Origin of the sequence: Burkholderia sp. Ac-20353, assembly GCF_017104785.1 — a bacterium.
Classification (GTDB): Bacteria; Pseudomonadota; Gammaproteobacteria; order Burkholderiales; family Burkholderiaceae; genus Burkholderia.
The window spans coordinates 1-13953 of sequence record NZ_JAAGPL010000214.1 but is presented as its reverse complement, the minus strand read 5'-3'; the positions used below and the strand labels follow the sequence as shown (position 1 = coordinate 13953).

General features: G+C 61.9%; 9 protein-coding genes and 2 pseudogenes. 6 read left to right on the top strand and 5 right to left on the bottom strand.

Annotated elements, in window-relative coordinates:
* Positions 1 to 222 precede the first annotated feature (222 nt).
* Positions 223 to 1164 (bottom strand): DNA-binding protein, encoded by a 942-nt coding sequence (locus tag G3N94_RS34660; RefSeq protein WP_205798444.1) that lies wholly within the window; start codon positions 1162 to 1164, stop codon positions 223 to 225.
* Positions 1165 to 1340: 176 nt separating this feature from the next.
* Here G3N94_RS34660 and G3N94_RS34655 point away from each other — a divergent pair, with 176 nt between their 5' ends.
* Entirely contained in the window at positions 1341 to 2510 is a 1170-nt protein-coding gene (locus G3N94_RS34655; protein ID WP_205798443.1) for a tyrosine-type recombinase/integrase, read from the top strand.
* 144 nt (positions 2511 to 2654) lie between these two features.
* On the top strand, positions 2655 to 3230 hold the full coding sequence (locus tag G3N94_RS34650) for a hypothetical protein (RefSeq protein WP_205798441.1): 576 nt from the start codon (positions 2655 to 2657) through the stop codon (positions 3228 to 3230).
* Positions 3231 to 3588: 358 nt separating this feature from the next.
* On the opposite strand, the pseudogene G3N94_RS42755 reads toward G3N94_RS34650, so the two are convergent.
* Positions 3589 to 3732: pseudogene (locus G3N94_RS42755) on the bottom strand (integrase); the annotation flags it as partial.
* A gap of 308 nt (positions 3733 to 4040) precedes the next feature.
* Positions 4041 to 4724: a Crp/Fnr family transcriptional regulator gene (locus G3N94_RS34640; protein WP_205798438.1), complete on the bottom strand. Its 684-nt coding sequence runs from the start codon at positions 4722 to 4724 to the stop codon at positions 4041 to 4043.
* Positions 4725 to 5032: 308 nt separating this feature from the next.
* On the opposite strand from G3N94_RS34640, the gene G3N94_RS34635 reads away from it, so the two are divergent.
* The 4 genes from G3N94_RS34635 (at position 5033) to G3N94_RS34620 (ending at position 9679) form a co-directional block, all read left to right on the top strand.
* The gene (locus G3N94_RS34635; RefSeq protein WP_205798436.1) at positions 5033 to 5935 is read left to right on the top strand and encodes a sterol desaturase family protein; all 903 of its coding nucleotides are present in this window, start codon (positions 5033 to 5035) and stop codon (positions 5933 to 5935) included.
* 61 nt (positions 5936 to 5996) lie between these two features.
* Positions 5997 to 6692, top strand: coding sequence for an SDR family NAD(P)-dependent oxidoreductase (locus G3N94_RS34630; protein WP_205798448.1), 696 nt, complete (start codon positions 5997 to 5999; stop codon positions 6690 to 6692).
* Between the two features lie 351 nt (positions 6693 to 7043).
* Positions 7044 to 8162: a porin gene (locus tag G3N94_RS34625; RefSeq protein ID WP_205798434.1), complete on the top strand. Its 1119-nt coding sequence runs from the start codon at positions 7044 to 7046 to the stop codon at positions 8160 to 8162.
* A gap of 68 nt (positions 8163 to 8230) precedes the next feature.
* Positions 8231 to 9679 carry a coniferyl aldehyde dehydrogenase gene (locus G3N94_RS34620; protein ID WP_205798432.1) on the top strand — a complete coding sequence of 483 codons (1449 nt, stop codon included), beginning with the start codon at positions 8231 to 8233 and terminating at the stop codon, positions 9677 to 9679.
* A 70-nt stretch (positions 9680 to 9749) separates the two neighbouring features.
* Here G3N94_RS34620 and G3N94_RS34615 read toward each other — a convergent pair.
* Together G3N94_RS34615 and G3N94_RS34610 are read right to left on the bottom strand one after the other, a co-directional pair.
* A pseudogene (locus G3N94_RS34615) lies at positions 9750 to 10667 on the bottom strand (cache domain-containing protein); the annotation flags it as partial.
* Positions 10668 to 10894: 227 nt separating this feature from the next.
* The gene (locus G3N94_RS34610) at positions 10895 to 13828 is read right to left on the bottom strand and encodes a Tn3 family transposase (protein WP_205798446.1); all 2934 of its coding nucleotides are present in this window, start codon (positions 13826 to 13828) and stop codon (positions 10895 to 10897) included.
* Positions 13829 to 13953 lie beyond the last annotated feature (125 nt).

Here is a 13953-nt window from a genome sequence, read left to right as displayed (position 1 = left end):
GCTCTGATATTTCTATATAAATCAATTACTTGGTCGGAGTGTGATTTCCGGGAACGCGATCCTTCGGATGCAAAATCTGGCGCTTCAGCCCGCGGCGCCGCCAAGATCTAACTGTGCCCGTTACCAGTTTGCAGCAAGAGGTCGCCGTCAACCCTCGCCGCCCGTTTCGTCCGCTCGCTCCGTTGCTTCGCCGATCGACGCGCGTGCGTTTTGCTATTTGACTCAGCGGGAGCGTTTCGTAGTGCGCGCCGGCGCCTCCGCGCGGGCGGTGAGTTGCCCGCGCAAATGGGCAACCTCTTGGGTAACACTATCGCGCTCGCGCCTCAATTCACGCGCTTGCTCCATGACGCTTGCGAGCTGCTTCTCGTGTCGATCGGCCAGGCGCCGCTGTTCGGCTGCGTCGGCGGTGAGACGCTGCACGTCACCGACGAGCTGTTCGTTTCGGTGCTGGACCTTGGCGAGCGCGGCCTCCGCGCGACGCTGAGCGTCGCGGGCCTCCTCAGTCTGCAGCATGACGCGCTTTTGCACCCCTTCGAGTCGCAAGGCTGCCCGGTCGACGTCCGCGCGCAGTGAGGCTTCCCGCTCGGTGTGTTCCGCACGCAGCGTCTCAAGTTCGCGCCCATGTGTGGCATGCGTCACGCGCAGCGCCTCGTCGGCCTGCGCGCGGGCAACGTCGCGCTCCGCCAAGGCGGTCTGGGCAGCCTGGAGCGCCGCCTCGCGCTCAGCTTGGGTCCGCGCGAGTTCTGCGGTCGCAGCGGCGAGTCGCGCGTCGCGTTCCTCGAGCTGTGCGCGTAGCGCCTGCACTTCTGTCTGTAAACCAGTGTTGGCGACCTGCATGGATTCGAGCTGCGCCGAGGCGGACGCTGCTTCGGCCTCAAGCTCGTCGCTGCGGCGTGCGAAAGCTGCTTCCCCGTGGTCGATCGCGAGCGCCCAGACGGACAGCATGGCGCTGGCCACTTCCGGCGGCAGTGCTGCCGACAAGGCATCGTTGCGCGCCTGCTCGTCTTTCCACAGCTTCAGTTCGTCATTGATGGTGGTGCGGCTGCCCTGACGGATCTCCGCGTAGATGAGATCGACGGTGAGCTCATACGGGAGACGGCCGGCGGCCACCAGGCGCGCGGCGGCCTCGCGGGTCCGGTGACGGGTGTCGCTGATGCGGCTCATGGTGGGTGCTCGACGTGAAAGTGGTCAGAGGGGGCAGGTTTCGCCAAAAAATATAGCCGTATATTACTGTATTACGTTATATCTGTAACGACAACAACTAGAAATTTACGATAACACGCATAATCGTATGGATTTTCGGTGTACGCTGCGGCGTACTCCTTGAAAACGCGTCTGCCATGAACCTGCCCGCGCCGTCCCCGGATGCCCTCCTGCCGATCACGCTGCCCGCCACGCTCGACGGCCGCACCGGTACCAACCGCGCGCACGGCACGAACCGGCAAATCGCGGCTGACACCGACCTCGAGGCGGTGCGGTTGTGGCTGGCGGAGTACGCAGGCTCGCCCCACACCCTCCGCAGCTACCGCAAGGAGGTCGTGCGCCTGCTTGTGTGGGCCACACGCGCGCTTGGCAAGCCGCTCTCGAGCCTCACGCGCGAAGATTTCCTGCTCTACGAACGGTTTCTGGCAGCCCCGACCGACGACTGGACCGATCCGGCATTGCCGCGCCGAGGCGGGGCCCGGCGCCTGTTCGACGGACCGCTCGCCGAGCGCAGCCGCCGTCAGGCGCTCGGCATCCTGTCAGGCCTCTTCAACTATCTCGTGGCCGCCGGCTACCTCGCCGGCAACCCGCTCGCGCTACGCCGCGGGCGGACCGCAACCATGGCGCGTGCCCGGCGCGTCGAGCGCTATCTCGACGCCGCGCTCTGGCAGGTCGTGCTCGATTCTGTGGAAACCTGGCCGCAGGCCACGCTGCGCGAGCGTCAGCACTACGAGCGCAGTCGCTGGGTGATGCGCTTCATTTACCACACGGCGCTGCGTGCGAGTGAGGCCGCCCATGCGAAGGCGGCTGACTTTGTCCAGCGGCGCGGACGCTGGTGGCTGCATGTCGTCGGCAAGGGCGGCACCGAAGGTGAGGTGCCGGTCGGCGACGCGTTGATGGCCGAATTCGCGCGCTATCGCACCTTTCATGGTCTGCCGCCGATGCCGGCACCGGGCGAGGCAAGCCCGGCCATCCTGAGCGTGGCCGGCGACGCGGAGCGGCACCTCACCCCGACAGCGGTCTACCTGATCGCGAAGGAGGTGTTCCGGCGGGCGGCCGAGACGCTTGCGTCCACCGATCCGGCTGGTGCAGCGACGCTGTCCCGCGCCTCGACGCACTGGCTGCGCCACTCGGCCGCCTCACACCAGGCCGATGCCGGCACCGACATCCGCTTCATCCAGAAGAACCTGCGGCACGCCTCGATCGAGACGACGGGCCTCTATCTGCATGCCGAGGACGATCGACGCCATGCGCACACCGTGGGATCGAAAGACGAGCCGCAACGCGGGCAACCTCCGTCACAATAGCGAAGCTCGCTTTCCCACTTCCACGCACGTTGGTGCGAGCTCATGTTGACTGTCGCTGCCGACGTACGACGAGCCGTGCCGAAGCCGCCAGCCGCATTCCATTCGCCCTGCGATCGCAGGGACAACCATCACAGCTGACATGACATGGCACACGCGCGATGTGAACAATGCGGGAACCTGACGCCGCCCTGGGACACCATCCACTGCGGCTCCGGTGATGGCAGCTACCAGCTGCTTTGCAGTCTGTGCTTCAACGCCCGGATCGCCGAGTCAACCGGCTTCACCGATTTCGAGAATGTCCGGCTTGACCCCATCCGCATGATCGACTGCGGCGGGGAATCCCACCAGTTCCATTTCCAGGTCCGGCTGCTGGGCGACCAGTTCGCCCTTGATGCCTTTGAGCTCCGCGGCGATTTTCCCGCCGGCTACCGGTTCCAGCTGATCGGCGAGTGCGACGACGATGTGCTCGTCCTGCTCGGACGCCTCGTCGAAAAGATTCGCCGCGCATTAGCGGTCAGGCACATTGATTTTCGTGAGCGCCAGATTATCGACAGTACGGTACGCGGGCGCATCGAATGGGACGAGTCGCAGGAGGGGCACTTGCCACTCGTGGTGGTCGACGGCAAGGAGGTCTCGTGGAACGATCTGGGGCGAATGCTGATGAGGATGGAAGGATGGCAGTTTCGGCTTGATATCGCGGACCCGGGCGAAGAGCTTTGAGTCGCCATACCGGCGCCGCAGAACCGCTGTCGCACAATGGCTTACAGGCGTCCGCACGGTCGTTGCTCTAGCGCGGCCTCATCGATCGCGTGCGCCAGGGCGGGTGACGGAGTCCACCGCCCCCTTGCGCGATGAATCGAGATGTCGCGTCGACGACGGGTTGGCTGTTCTCATCTGCGGATGAAGCAATGACGGGCGCAACAACTGATTCCGCGAGGGCAAATTGCTGCTCTTCGAAGCGGCCTGGGTCGATTCGACCTTCAACGTCGAAAGCAAGTACCGAATACGTGGTTCTAATGACGCACATCGGTTTGCTGGCCACCAGTTAACGACCACGCTGGCCATTCGCGCCCGTTGCCCCGCAAAAGCGGGCAAACTGCAACTTGCCGGATCTCGAGATGTGCAGATAGATGTCCTGCGTCTTCGGGGCAAGCTGGCGCATGCGCATGTCGTCGATCATGCGCTGACGCAGCGGGCTGGTGTTTGCCGGTAAGGAGGTCATGATTCGGCTCCTGTTGAAGAACGAGGCGGATTGCCTCATTCGCCAACATAAAGCCGCGTGATCGGCCTTTTCCTGACCTCCAGCGTCGGACCGGAGCCCCTACCGCGCGAGCGGTTTAGTCCTCCGGCCATATGCGGTCGTTGGGTCTCGCGTCGATACGGACAAGCAAACGTCAACTCTGCGCTCGACAGCGGTCCTACTGATACCGCTCAAACCCCTCTCATCATCGGCCGAAGCGGACGACGCTCGCCACTTGGCAGACCGAGACGCGTGCATCTCACTTGGACGCGCGGATCAGACCGTTTCCGTCAAGGGCGTTCCGACGTCACGATCAGCAATTCGATGTCTTTGATCGCGATATGGCCGTAGCGCAACTCGATTGCGCCCATCTTCGCCAGCGCCTGCAATTCCTTGTTTAGGGTCGTGCGGCTCATGCCCAGCATCATCGCGATGTTGTCCTGCGAAGTTTCGATCGTGCAGCGCCGACTCGCGGCATGCGTGAGGTCGCCGCGCGCCAGAAGGACCAAGCGTCGCGCGACGCGCGTGCGCGCGCTTCGAAGCGCGACATCCGCCAGGATCCCGAACGCGTCCACCAAGCGTCTAGCTTCCATCACTGCGATGGCCCGTGCGAACCCATTGCGCAGCATCAGCGCGTCAAAGTGCAACGCGCTGACGACGAGCAACTCTGTGTCCTCTAGCGCGACTGCCGTACCAGTCCGAATTTGCCGATCGAGCAGCATAGGTTCGCCGAACCAGATGCCGGGTTCAAAGATGGTCAAAATCGCCTCACTGCCGTCGGCATGAACGATGAAGAACTTGATCGCCCCCTTTGCGATGCCAAAGAAACCGTCACGCGCGTCGTTGAACGGCTCCCCCTGCCGAAACAGAATTTCCCCCTGGGCGAGGCGCAAGGGGCGAGCGGCAGCCAGCAGCGCATCGGCGTCGGCTCTGGGCAAGCTGGCAAACCACGGATTGTCGAAGAACACTTGCATGATCGATTGACATTGGTAATAGCCCTGAATCGACAAGAATTGAACAGTCTTACCGAAACAACTTCAGCATCATGGAGCGACTGTCACTCATATGCAAGTCGCGATGAACTCCAGCCATCCCCGTACCACCTGTACCCGCATCCACTCGCTTGCTCATGACGGCGGCCAAGCCGCGGTCTGACGATTCCACCGCGACTTCGAGCATCCCGACGGCGCGTTGGCGTCGCGCACCCTTTCGCACTCAAGCTCGAGCGCCATCGGGCTCGGGCATCGCACACATCACCGATATTAGGAAGGAGACGAGCAGTATGAGTATGAATTTGATGTATGGGCTGATTGCGCTTGCCATCGGTGGATTCGGCATGGCGGAAATCATCAGCCGGCGCTATCGCGACACTGTTCATGCAACCGCCAACGACACGAAGCTAGAGCTTTTGATGTCAGTCAGTCTGTTTGCATTTATGCAACCGGTGATCCTGCTCGCCACCGACAAGCTTTGCCACTGGCTCGCGCCCGATCTTCGCAATGCGTGGTCCACACTGCCCTGGTGGGCTATGGTCTGCATCCTCCTGATCGCTGACGACATGACGCAGTACTGGTGGCATCGGGTTTCCCATTTGGAGCTGTTTTGGCCGCTGCACCGCGCACACCATTCCGCGTCGTACATGAGTATCCGCATCACTTACCGGAACAATTTCTTTTACTACCTGATGATGCCGGGCCTGTGGATCGGCGCCGTGCTGCTTTATCTCGGCTTTGGCAGCATCTATTTCGCCTATGCAGTGATCAAGCTCGTGGTGATACTCGGCGCCCACTGCGCCTGGGCTTGGGACGAGCCGCTCTATCGAGTCCGAACGCTGCGCCCGGTCATGTGGGTCCTCGAACGGACGATCTCCACCCCGGCCACGCATCGCGCGCACCACGCGATAACCAACATGGATGGCATCGGCTACTACAAGGGCAATTTCGGCAATTTGCTGTTCCTCTGGGACGTCATATTCGGCACGGCGCACATCACGCGCCGCTACCCCGCCGAAGTCGGCCTGCGTGACGATCAGTTGTTCGGACCAGAACGCTGGGATTACCAAATGTTCTACCCGCTGAGGCAATCGGGGCGCGAGTGGAGCGCGCTGAAGTTCGGCGGGCGGATTTACAGCGACGAATCGGAAGCGGAGATCTCGCCCGCTAAACCGACCCAGTCCGACCTTTAGATGGCAGGCAAACCGCATGTCAGAAAACGCAGCATGAATAGGAAGAACATTGGAGTTCAGCATGAATCAGAGACTTGAAAGAAAGAAGATCGTGGTGACCGGGGGCTTCGGCGCGCTCGGTCGAGCGGTCGGCAACGCATTGACCCAGGCCGGTGCACAGGTGGCGCTCGTCGACAAGGCGCCGACGCCATTCGATCTGCGAGCAGACTCGTTCGCCTGGGGTGAAGTGGATCTCAATAACGGCGAGGCTGCGCGCAATTGCTTGCGCGAAGCGGCCGAGGCGCTCGGCGGCCTCGACGGGCTCGTCAACGTCGCGGGCGGGTTCATCTGGGAAGTCGTCGAGAACGGCAACGTCAAGACGTGGGACCTCATGTATGAGATGAACGTGCGCACCGCGTTGCTGGCTACGCAGGCCGCGCTGCCGTACCTCCTTCGCAGCGGTGCGGGGAGAATCGTCACCGTGGGCGCACTGGCCGCGGCGCAGGCGAAAGCCGGTATGGGCGCGTATGCAGCGTCGAAAGCGGCCGTAGCACGGCTGACCGAAGCGCTCGCCGAGGAATTGAAGGATCGCGGGATCACGGTCAATGCCGTACTCCCCAGCATCATCGATACGCCCGCCAATCGCGCCGCGATTCCCGGCGAAGACGTGTCTCGCTGGGTGGATCCCGTGGCATTGGCGGGCGTGATCGCGTTCCTTCTTTCCGATGCCGCATTACCTATCACCGGGGCGCTCATCCCTGTCAAAGGGCGAGTCTGAGCGATCCGCATTGAACTTCGGGCGACGCCTGCCCGCGGCGACCCGTCGCATGCAGGCACTAAGCCTCACCGTCGGCTAAGTTCGAGGTCTCGGCTACGCGCCGAGCCATATCGCCGAAAATCGCCGGTCAGTTCGGACATCAATTCAAATCGTGCGTTTAACACACGATGCTCGATTTGCACGCGTAGCGCCCCATCGGCGGCGCAGCGGCGATACCAACGAGAAGCATCTCACGTCAAAGCTGTTTTATTAGAACGCCTCCGCTCGCTGAGCGATGGCGCGCACGAGTTGCCGCACCGTAGTTTTTCCATTCAGTCCGCTGCAAGCGGCAAGAAAAAATTGGAGACATGCATGCGTCTGGTCGTCTTGGGAATTTGCGGGGCCACGCTGGTTTGCGCCATGAGTAGCGCATCGGCTGCCGATTCGAGTGTCACGTTGTACGGCGTGACCGACGTCTTCGTTCAATACCTCGACAACGGTGCCAAGCACTCGTATTCGGAAAAAAGCGGCGGCTCGACTGGTTCACGGTTCGGGCTCGCTGGCGCCGAAGACCTAGGGGACAGCCTCAAGGTGAAGTTCGATGTCGAAACCGGCTTCAATATCAACAACGGCTTGCTGTTTGGCGACACCGGCGCGCTCTTTTACCGTCAGGCGTGGGTGGGTCTTTCCCACGAGCAGTTTGGGTCGTTGACGTTCGGGCGCCAATACGAGCCGAGCTTCCGCGTCGTGTATCCCTCCGATCCGTTCGGCTTGAACGAACTCCTGTCGCCAATATCGGCGAACGTTCTTGCAGTCGATCGCAATACGCTGTCGATTCAGAACGAGACCGGCCGCGCGAGCAATTCGATCCTCTATCAGTCGCCGAGTCTGCGCGGCCTGCAGTTCTACGGCATGTACGCATTCTCGGCGACGGTTACGCAGCCCACGCCGGCAACGACCGGCAACATGCTGAACGTCGGCGCGAGCTATTCGGGCTTCGGTTTCTATGCCGGGTTTGCCTACGTCAACCAGCACGCGGGACAGGCAACGATCCCCGGGCTGCCGGGCCAGCTGAACCTGCTAGGCACCGAGCACTTTATCGGTGCGCTCGCCTACCGGATCGGGATCGTGAACCTCCAGGCAAATTATTCGTTCCAGCGCGCGGACGACGCACCCGGTCGGTCGTTGGCCGCGTTGCTCCGCACCGCGCACTCGTACAGCACAGCCCAGTTAGGCGCGACGATCCAGGCGACGCCAGCGGACGCGATCGAAGTCGCGATATTCGAACGCAACGTGCGTGGCGAGCACGACAACGCGCCGGGCATCCAGGTCGGCGTCGATCACTCACTGTCCAAGCGCACGAGCTTCTACGCACGCGCTGGATACATCAAGAACAACGGAAGCGCGACTACCAGCTGGCCGGGCGTCACGGTGAGCGAGCACGGCACGAAGCAAATCCTTGCGGTGATGGGCATGACCCATCGCTTCTGAAACGTGGGGCGACGGACATGGCCGAAAACCGCGTCGCCTCCTGAGTGTCCACACAGCTCACAACCATCATGAACATGCTTCACGTCCCAATCGTCGACGATGCGCTGATCCCCGTCGAATTTCAGCGCGTATTCGCGCTTCAACAAGCCGCCTACACTCGCAATCGCAACCCGGGCTGGCAGGAGCGGCGCGACGACCTGCGCAAGATCCATCGCATGATGGTCGAGCACATGGACGACCTGGTCGCCGCCGTGAATCGGGACTACGGCTGCCGCAGCAGCTTCGAGACCAAGTTGACGGAAATCCTGCAGGTTCAGGATGCTGCGCTCGACGCGATCAAACGTCTCAAGGGCTGGATGAAGCCGCAGAAGCGCCATCTGGACCTCACCCAGTACCCGCTCGCAAAGGCATGGACGTTTCCGCAGCCAGTCGGCGTGGTCGGGATCGTGGTGCCGTGGAATTTTCCGATCGCGATGGCCTTCCAGCCGTTGATCGGAGCATTCGCCGCAGGCAATCGGGCGATGATCAAGATGTCGGAGAATTCGCGACATCTGGCGGTGCTGCTCAAGGAGCTTGCCCCTCGTTACTTCGAAGAAGACAAGCTCGCCTTCTTCGAGGATGGCAACGGCCGTGGACCGGCATTCACCCGCTTGCCATTCGACCACCTGTTCTTCACCGGCTCGCCGCAGACCGGCAGTGCCGTGATGTCCAACGCAGCCCGCAACCTGACGCCCGTTACGCTGGAACTAGGCGGCAAGTCGCCCTGCGTGCTCGCTCCTGACTACCCATTGCGCACCGCCGCCGAGCGCGTAATGTGGGTCAAGATGCTAAACGCCGGGCAGATCTGTACAAACGTCGATTATCTGTTCGTGCCCGAGGGCAAGGTCGACGAGTTCGTCCGCGAGGCTGAACGCATCGCGAGCGCTCGCTACCCGGACATCACCAACGGTGATTACACCGCCATCATCGATCAGCGACAATTCGATCGCATTCAAGGCGTGCTGAGCGACGCGATCGCCAAGGGCGGTCGCGCGGTCAACCTGTGCCCCGGCCAGTCGGGCGACCCAGCTCGGCGCATCATGCCGCCCCATGCAGTTCTGAATGTGAACGACGAAATGGAGATCATGCAGCGCGAGATCTTCGGCCCGTTGCTGCCGATCCGCACATACAGGAACGAGGCCGAGGTCATCGAATACATCGGCAGCCGTCCGCGGCCACTTGCGTTGTATCTCTATAGTAACGATGCCCGCTTGCAGGAGTTCTACCTCAACAACACGATATCCGGCGGTGTCACAATTAACGACGGCCTGCTGCACGCTGGCATGCATTCGCTGCCGTTCGGTGGCACTGGCCAAAGCGGCATGGGCCACTACCACGGCCGGGAAGGCTTCCTGACGTTCTCAAAACTGCGCCCGGTGTTCAAGCAAAGCCCGTGGCGGTCGATCGACATGCTCATGCCACCGTACGCGGGCAAGGCGACGCGGATTCTCGACTTCATGATGCGCCTCAAAAGTTGACGCAAGCGTGCTCGGGATTGACGGAACTCGTTGAAATCGTCTCCTCTCGATCGATGCCATTCATTGTTCTCAGAACGATCGACAGGGTGATGAAGCCCGCGCCGAACGCCACGACCAGTGCGCCGATCGTCACCGCGCGGCGCCGCCACGCCGCATAAATATCCTGCTCGGCTTCCGCAACCATGATGATCAGCGGTAGACCGGGCAGGTTCTTGAAGTAGTAGAGACGGCGCACACCATCGATCGACGCCGTTTCCGAAAACGTCCCTTCTGGCGTAGACACGAAGCGCCGGAACGTACTCGCTTTGCTGATGTCGCGGCCGATCGTGCGCACGTCGTACGGCTGGCGCATGATCATGATGCCATCCTTGCCGATCAGCGACATCGAGCCATGCATGCCGAGCGCCAAGCCGGCGAACAGCTTGTGGAAATACTCGAGGTTGATTGCGATCACCACGACACCCGCAAATGAGCCGTCCGGATTCGAGAGCCGGCGCGACAGTGCAATGCCGGGGGTGCCACTGAGCAGGCGGGACGAGTATGGATCGCTGATGTAGAGTCCCACGTCTGGATGGTCGCGGTGGATCTTGAAATACGTCCGATCCCCAAAGTTGCCCTGACGCGGCACGTCATTTGCCGAATCCAGAATGATGTTGCCCGCCGTGTCCATCACGAGCATCGAGCCGAGAAATTGGGCGGTCATCGCGTGGTCGAACAGTACACCACACCGCAAGGGCGCAGGGGCGGCCATCACGTCGGGGCGTTGCATGCCCTGAATCACCGCCTGCAACGACAGGTCGTAAAGCTCGAAATTGCGCGAGATGTCGCGCTCAGCCATCAGACCGAGATTGCGCGAGGTTTCGCGCGCGCGGTCGAGCGCGTCCTGCCTACTCTGGAATAATTGCAACACGCACAGGCCCATCAGTGCACCGGCGATCACGATGCCGATCACCATGACGTAGTAAGGGGCTACCGACCGGTGTTGCATGGGTCTCCCCGCTGACTGAATCCATTCGTTACACACACGTTTTACGGCGCACGAGCGCTGTGAAAATCATAATGGATCTGGATTCCGGATACTAAAAAGGGAACTGTCCGCACGCAATCGCGAGTTGCCCGAGGCGCTCTCGTCACACCGTAGGCACCACATCAATCGACTCGGGTCCGATCTGCTTGACTTTCGGCGGAAGGGACCGCCGCTCGATCCGATACGGCTCATGATCCCGTGTCGCGTTGCCATGGCGCAGCCTCCAGCAGGATTTCGCCGTATCGGTCGACGGGAAAACTCAGCGTGCCCCTGAAGTTCACGTGCGCAAAATGCGCAGGCCCCATCCGTCGCACCCACTCGTCGTCGACCTGTCGCCCGTTGCACCGCCAGACGTCGACCGTCGCCTGCATGCGCTGCGTGTTCCAGGCGATCACAAGGTTCGTCAGCAAAGTCAACGAACCCGAGATGGCCACCATTTCGTCGCGACGTCGGCCGCGCTCGGGGGCAACCCTGCCGGTGTAGATCGCACGCTGCAACTGGTGTACCGACTCGCCGCGATTCAGCAACATTTGCAGTTCCCGACGGAACGCCGCGTTGCTAAAGTAATCGCACAGGAAAAGTGTGCGCAGCAACTTGCCGAGTTGATCGCCAGCCCGATGCACCGGATCCCCCAGCGCAGCACTGCCAAATCGTTGCAGCGCGACTACCGCACTGACACGTCCCGAGTGAATCGAGGCAACGAGCCGTAGCAGTTCGTCCCAGCCATCGCGAATCGCTTTGAGTGAAATGTCGGGGGCCGCCACTGCCGCCAGACCTTCGGGGATGGTGAACCCACGCGGCAGATACAGCTTGCGCTCGGCCAAGTTGCGCAGGCCCGGACACAGGTCAAAGCCCAGCAGCTTCGACACGGCCATCCCCACGCTCGTATATCCATGCGTGTCGACTGAGAGCCGCAGCAGGCCGCCATCGTCTCGACTTTCGTTATGTCGCAATACGCCTTCGATGGCCACGCCCGCCTGCCGTTCATTCAGCACGATCGGCTGGTTATAGACAATGCCATGCTGATCCAGTACATGCGTGTAAATGCCGACCGCGTGGGTTCGGCGCCGCGGATCGACCCGGGCGTAAAAGAGGTGCGGCGAAGTATCCAGGCTCATGGAATCGCTCGATGCCTGCCGCCCTGTGCCCCACAGTTCAGTAATCGGCTGCGCGCGCTGAAATTCAACCACGCGCTCATTCGCACGAGGCAGTCGACCGGGCATCTCGAGTGCCCGCATCGCCGTCGCTATGGGCGCCAAATCGAGCTGCGGAACCATTGCCACGACGCTTTTCGCGTCGAGGTCCGTTCCGTGCGCAATCAGCGCTGCGTACAACGACACAAGTTCGTTGGCGTCGCGCGCTCGGCGCGCCAGCAATGTTTCGCTGAAGCCGGTGCACGCGTCCATCTCGATCATCAGGTCGGCCAACTGTACGGTGCCGATCTCTTTGAACATCAAGTCGCGAGTCCGTCTTGGTAGGCCATCGGTAGGCAACGCTTCAAGCGCCGACAGGTGCATTGCGCCGTCCGTCCCGACCGTGACACGACCCGCCTCGCGCGTCTCTTCGAGTGCGGCGAGCCCTGCCTTCAGGTGGCTTGTCAGTCGCGCCAGAAAGGGCTCCGCCTTGTGGGGTAAGCCGAGCGATGACAGATGACGGTCTCGCTCGCGCTCCCACTGTGCCGGCGGAATCAGCAACTGATCGCGGGCTCGAAACGACAGGCTGTGGCTGGTCCAGACCGACCCGCGCCGCAATCCCTTGCGTAGCCCCGTGATCGCCGCAGCCTCCAGTGCGCGCATCGCGCGTACCCGGTCTTCGCCGTTGACGAGGTCTCGCCAGCTCGTGCTTACCGGCACCTCGCAATCCACAGGCAGCTCGGTTGCGCCGCGGTCGTGCAGCGTGCTGAGGAACTCGAGTTGCTGCAGGCTCGGCTCAGCCTCCCGGCCGGAAAGCTCCAGTTCGCGTAACGGCACCAGCAGGTTGCGGATGCGATGATGATCGTCGGTCAACGTTTCGCGGACACTCGCTGCGTGACTCGTCGGCGGCTTGTTCGAAAGGCCCTCGAGCAGTTTGCCGATCTCATCGAGTCGTTCCGCTGCGGAGCGGCGCGTATCGTTGACGAGCGCCTTGATCGAAATCAGTTGCTGCCGGTACTCGACAGCGGAGCGGGCCTGTTTGACGGTCGTCCGATCGTAGGCGTGCCGGACGAGATCAGAAACGCGGCGTCCCGTTTGGTAGAGCAAAGCGTCGGTAAGCTCCAGCAGCGTGACGTGCAGGAAGAAGATAAGCTCGATCGTCCGCGTCGACGCTTTGAGTTCACGAACCTTGGCAGGACGCCGGGCCTGAATGCGCAGTGCATAGGCGCGCTGTTTCTCAACCGGCACCACATCCAGTACCCACGTATGGGAGCCAAGCGCCTTGAGAAAGCGAATTTTCGACAGGGTCTCGGTAATGGTGGACGGGCTGTGCCGCGCCGGCGGCGTCTTCAGCCATTCGAGTACGGTCATCCCCGACGTATCGTGTTGATCGGATAAGACTGCGTCGGCATGCACCAGTTGGGCCTCGCTAACGGTCGCCTGTATCATCGAGAGCAGGCTAAGTTCTGCATCCGCCCAGATCGATCGTCCGAGATCCCGCAATGTGCGCTCGGCAGGGATCAAGAGTCGCCGCTCGTACAGCCAGTGGTGCGCATGCAGCACCAGTTCTTCGAGCGTCAGAGATTCGGCGGCATCCTGCCGCATCCAGGCTTCGAGGCCGGCCCACTGGTCGGCGCTGATCGACGTTAGACCGAGATATTTGCACGCCCACACCTGATGTTCGTATTGCGTCTTGTAGCGCTGGTAGATCGTGCGCAACGACGCGATTGATGGCGTAGGCAGGTCGAGTCGCTCGCCGACATAGCGCAGCAGTTGCCGTGGCAGGGTGCCGACATGGTCCAGCGTGTGGCCGCTGGCCCGCAGAAAGACCAGTTGGATGGCGGCACCCGCTCGGCGATCCCGCCGGAAACGTTCGTTGAGCGCGGCCACGTCACTGTCGCTCAGCGCGAAGTAACGCTCGACGTCAAACTCCGACAGCCGCGCGGGCAATCGATCCTGCCCCACATAACGAAATTCCAGGCCCGGCATCTGCAGCCTCCCGTCCAGGTCGCAATCGGAAATTGCGGGCAGGTAGCTTACCGCAGATCGCTGCTGGGTCTGCAGACAATAGTTGGAATCACTCTGGAAGCCTTGTTGCAAAAGGCTCTCAGGCG

What these genes read in the sequence shown, in the direction of transcription:
- G3N94_RS34660 (WP_205798444.1), bottom strand. Translation starts at nt 1,164, where the DNA reads ATGAGCCGCATCAGCGACACCCGTCACCGGACCCGCGAGGCCGCCGCG.
- G3N94_RS34640 (WP_205798438.1), bottom strand. Translation starts at nt 4,724, where the DNA reads ATGCAAGTGTTCTTCGACAATCCGTGGTTTGCCAGCTTGCCCAGAGCC.
- G3N94_RS34625 (WP_205798434.1), top strand. Translation starts at nt 7,044, where the DNA reads ATGCGTCTGGTCGTCTTGGGAATTTGCGGGGCCACGCTGGTTTGCGCC.
- G3N94_RS34610 (WP_205798446.1), bottom strand. Translation starts at nt 13,828, where the DNA reads ATGCCGGGCCTGGAATTTCGTTATGTGGGGCAGGATCGATTGCCCGCG.
- G3N94_RS34620 (WP_205798432.1), top strand. Translation starts at nt 8,231, where the DNA reads ATGAACATGCTTCACGTCCCAATCGTCGACGATGCGCTGATCCCCGTC.
- G3N94_RS34635 (WP_205798436.1), top strand. Translation starts at nt 5,033, where the DNA reads ATGAGTATGAATTTGATGTATGGGCTGATTGCGCTTGCCATCGGTGGA.
- G3N94_RS34650 (WP_205798441.1), top strand. Translation starts at nt 2,655, where the DNA reads ATGGCACACGCGCGATGTGAACAATGCGGGAACCTGACGCCGCCCTGG.
- G3N94_RS34630 (WP_205798448.1), top strand. Translation starts at nt 5,997, where the DNA reads ATGAATCAGAGACTTGAAAGAAAGAAGATCGTGGTGACCGGGGGCTTC.
- G3N94_RS34655 (WP_205798443.1), top strand. Translation starts at nt 1,341, where the DNA reads ATGAACCTGCCCGCGCCGTCCCCGGATGCCCTCCTGCCGATCACGCTG.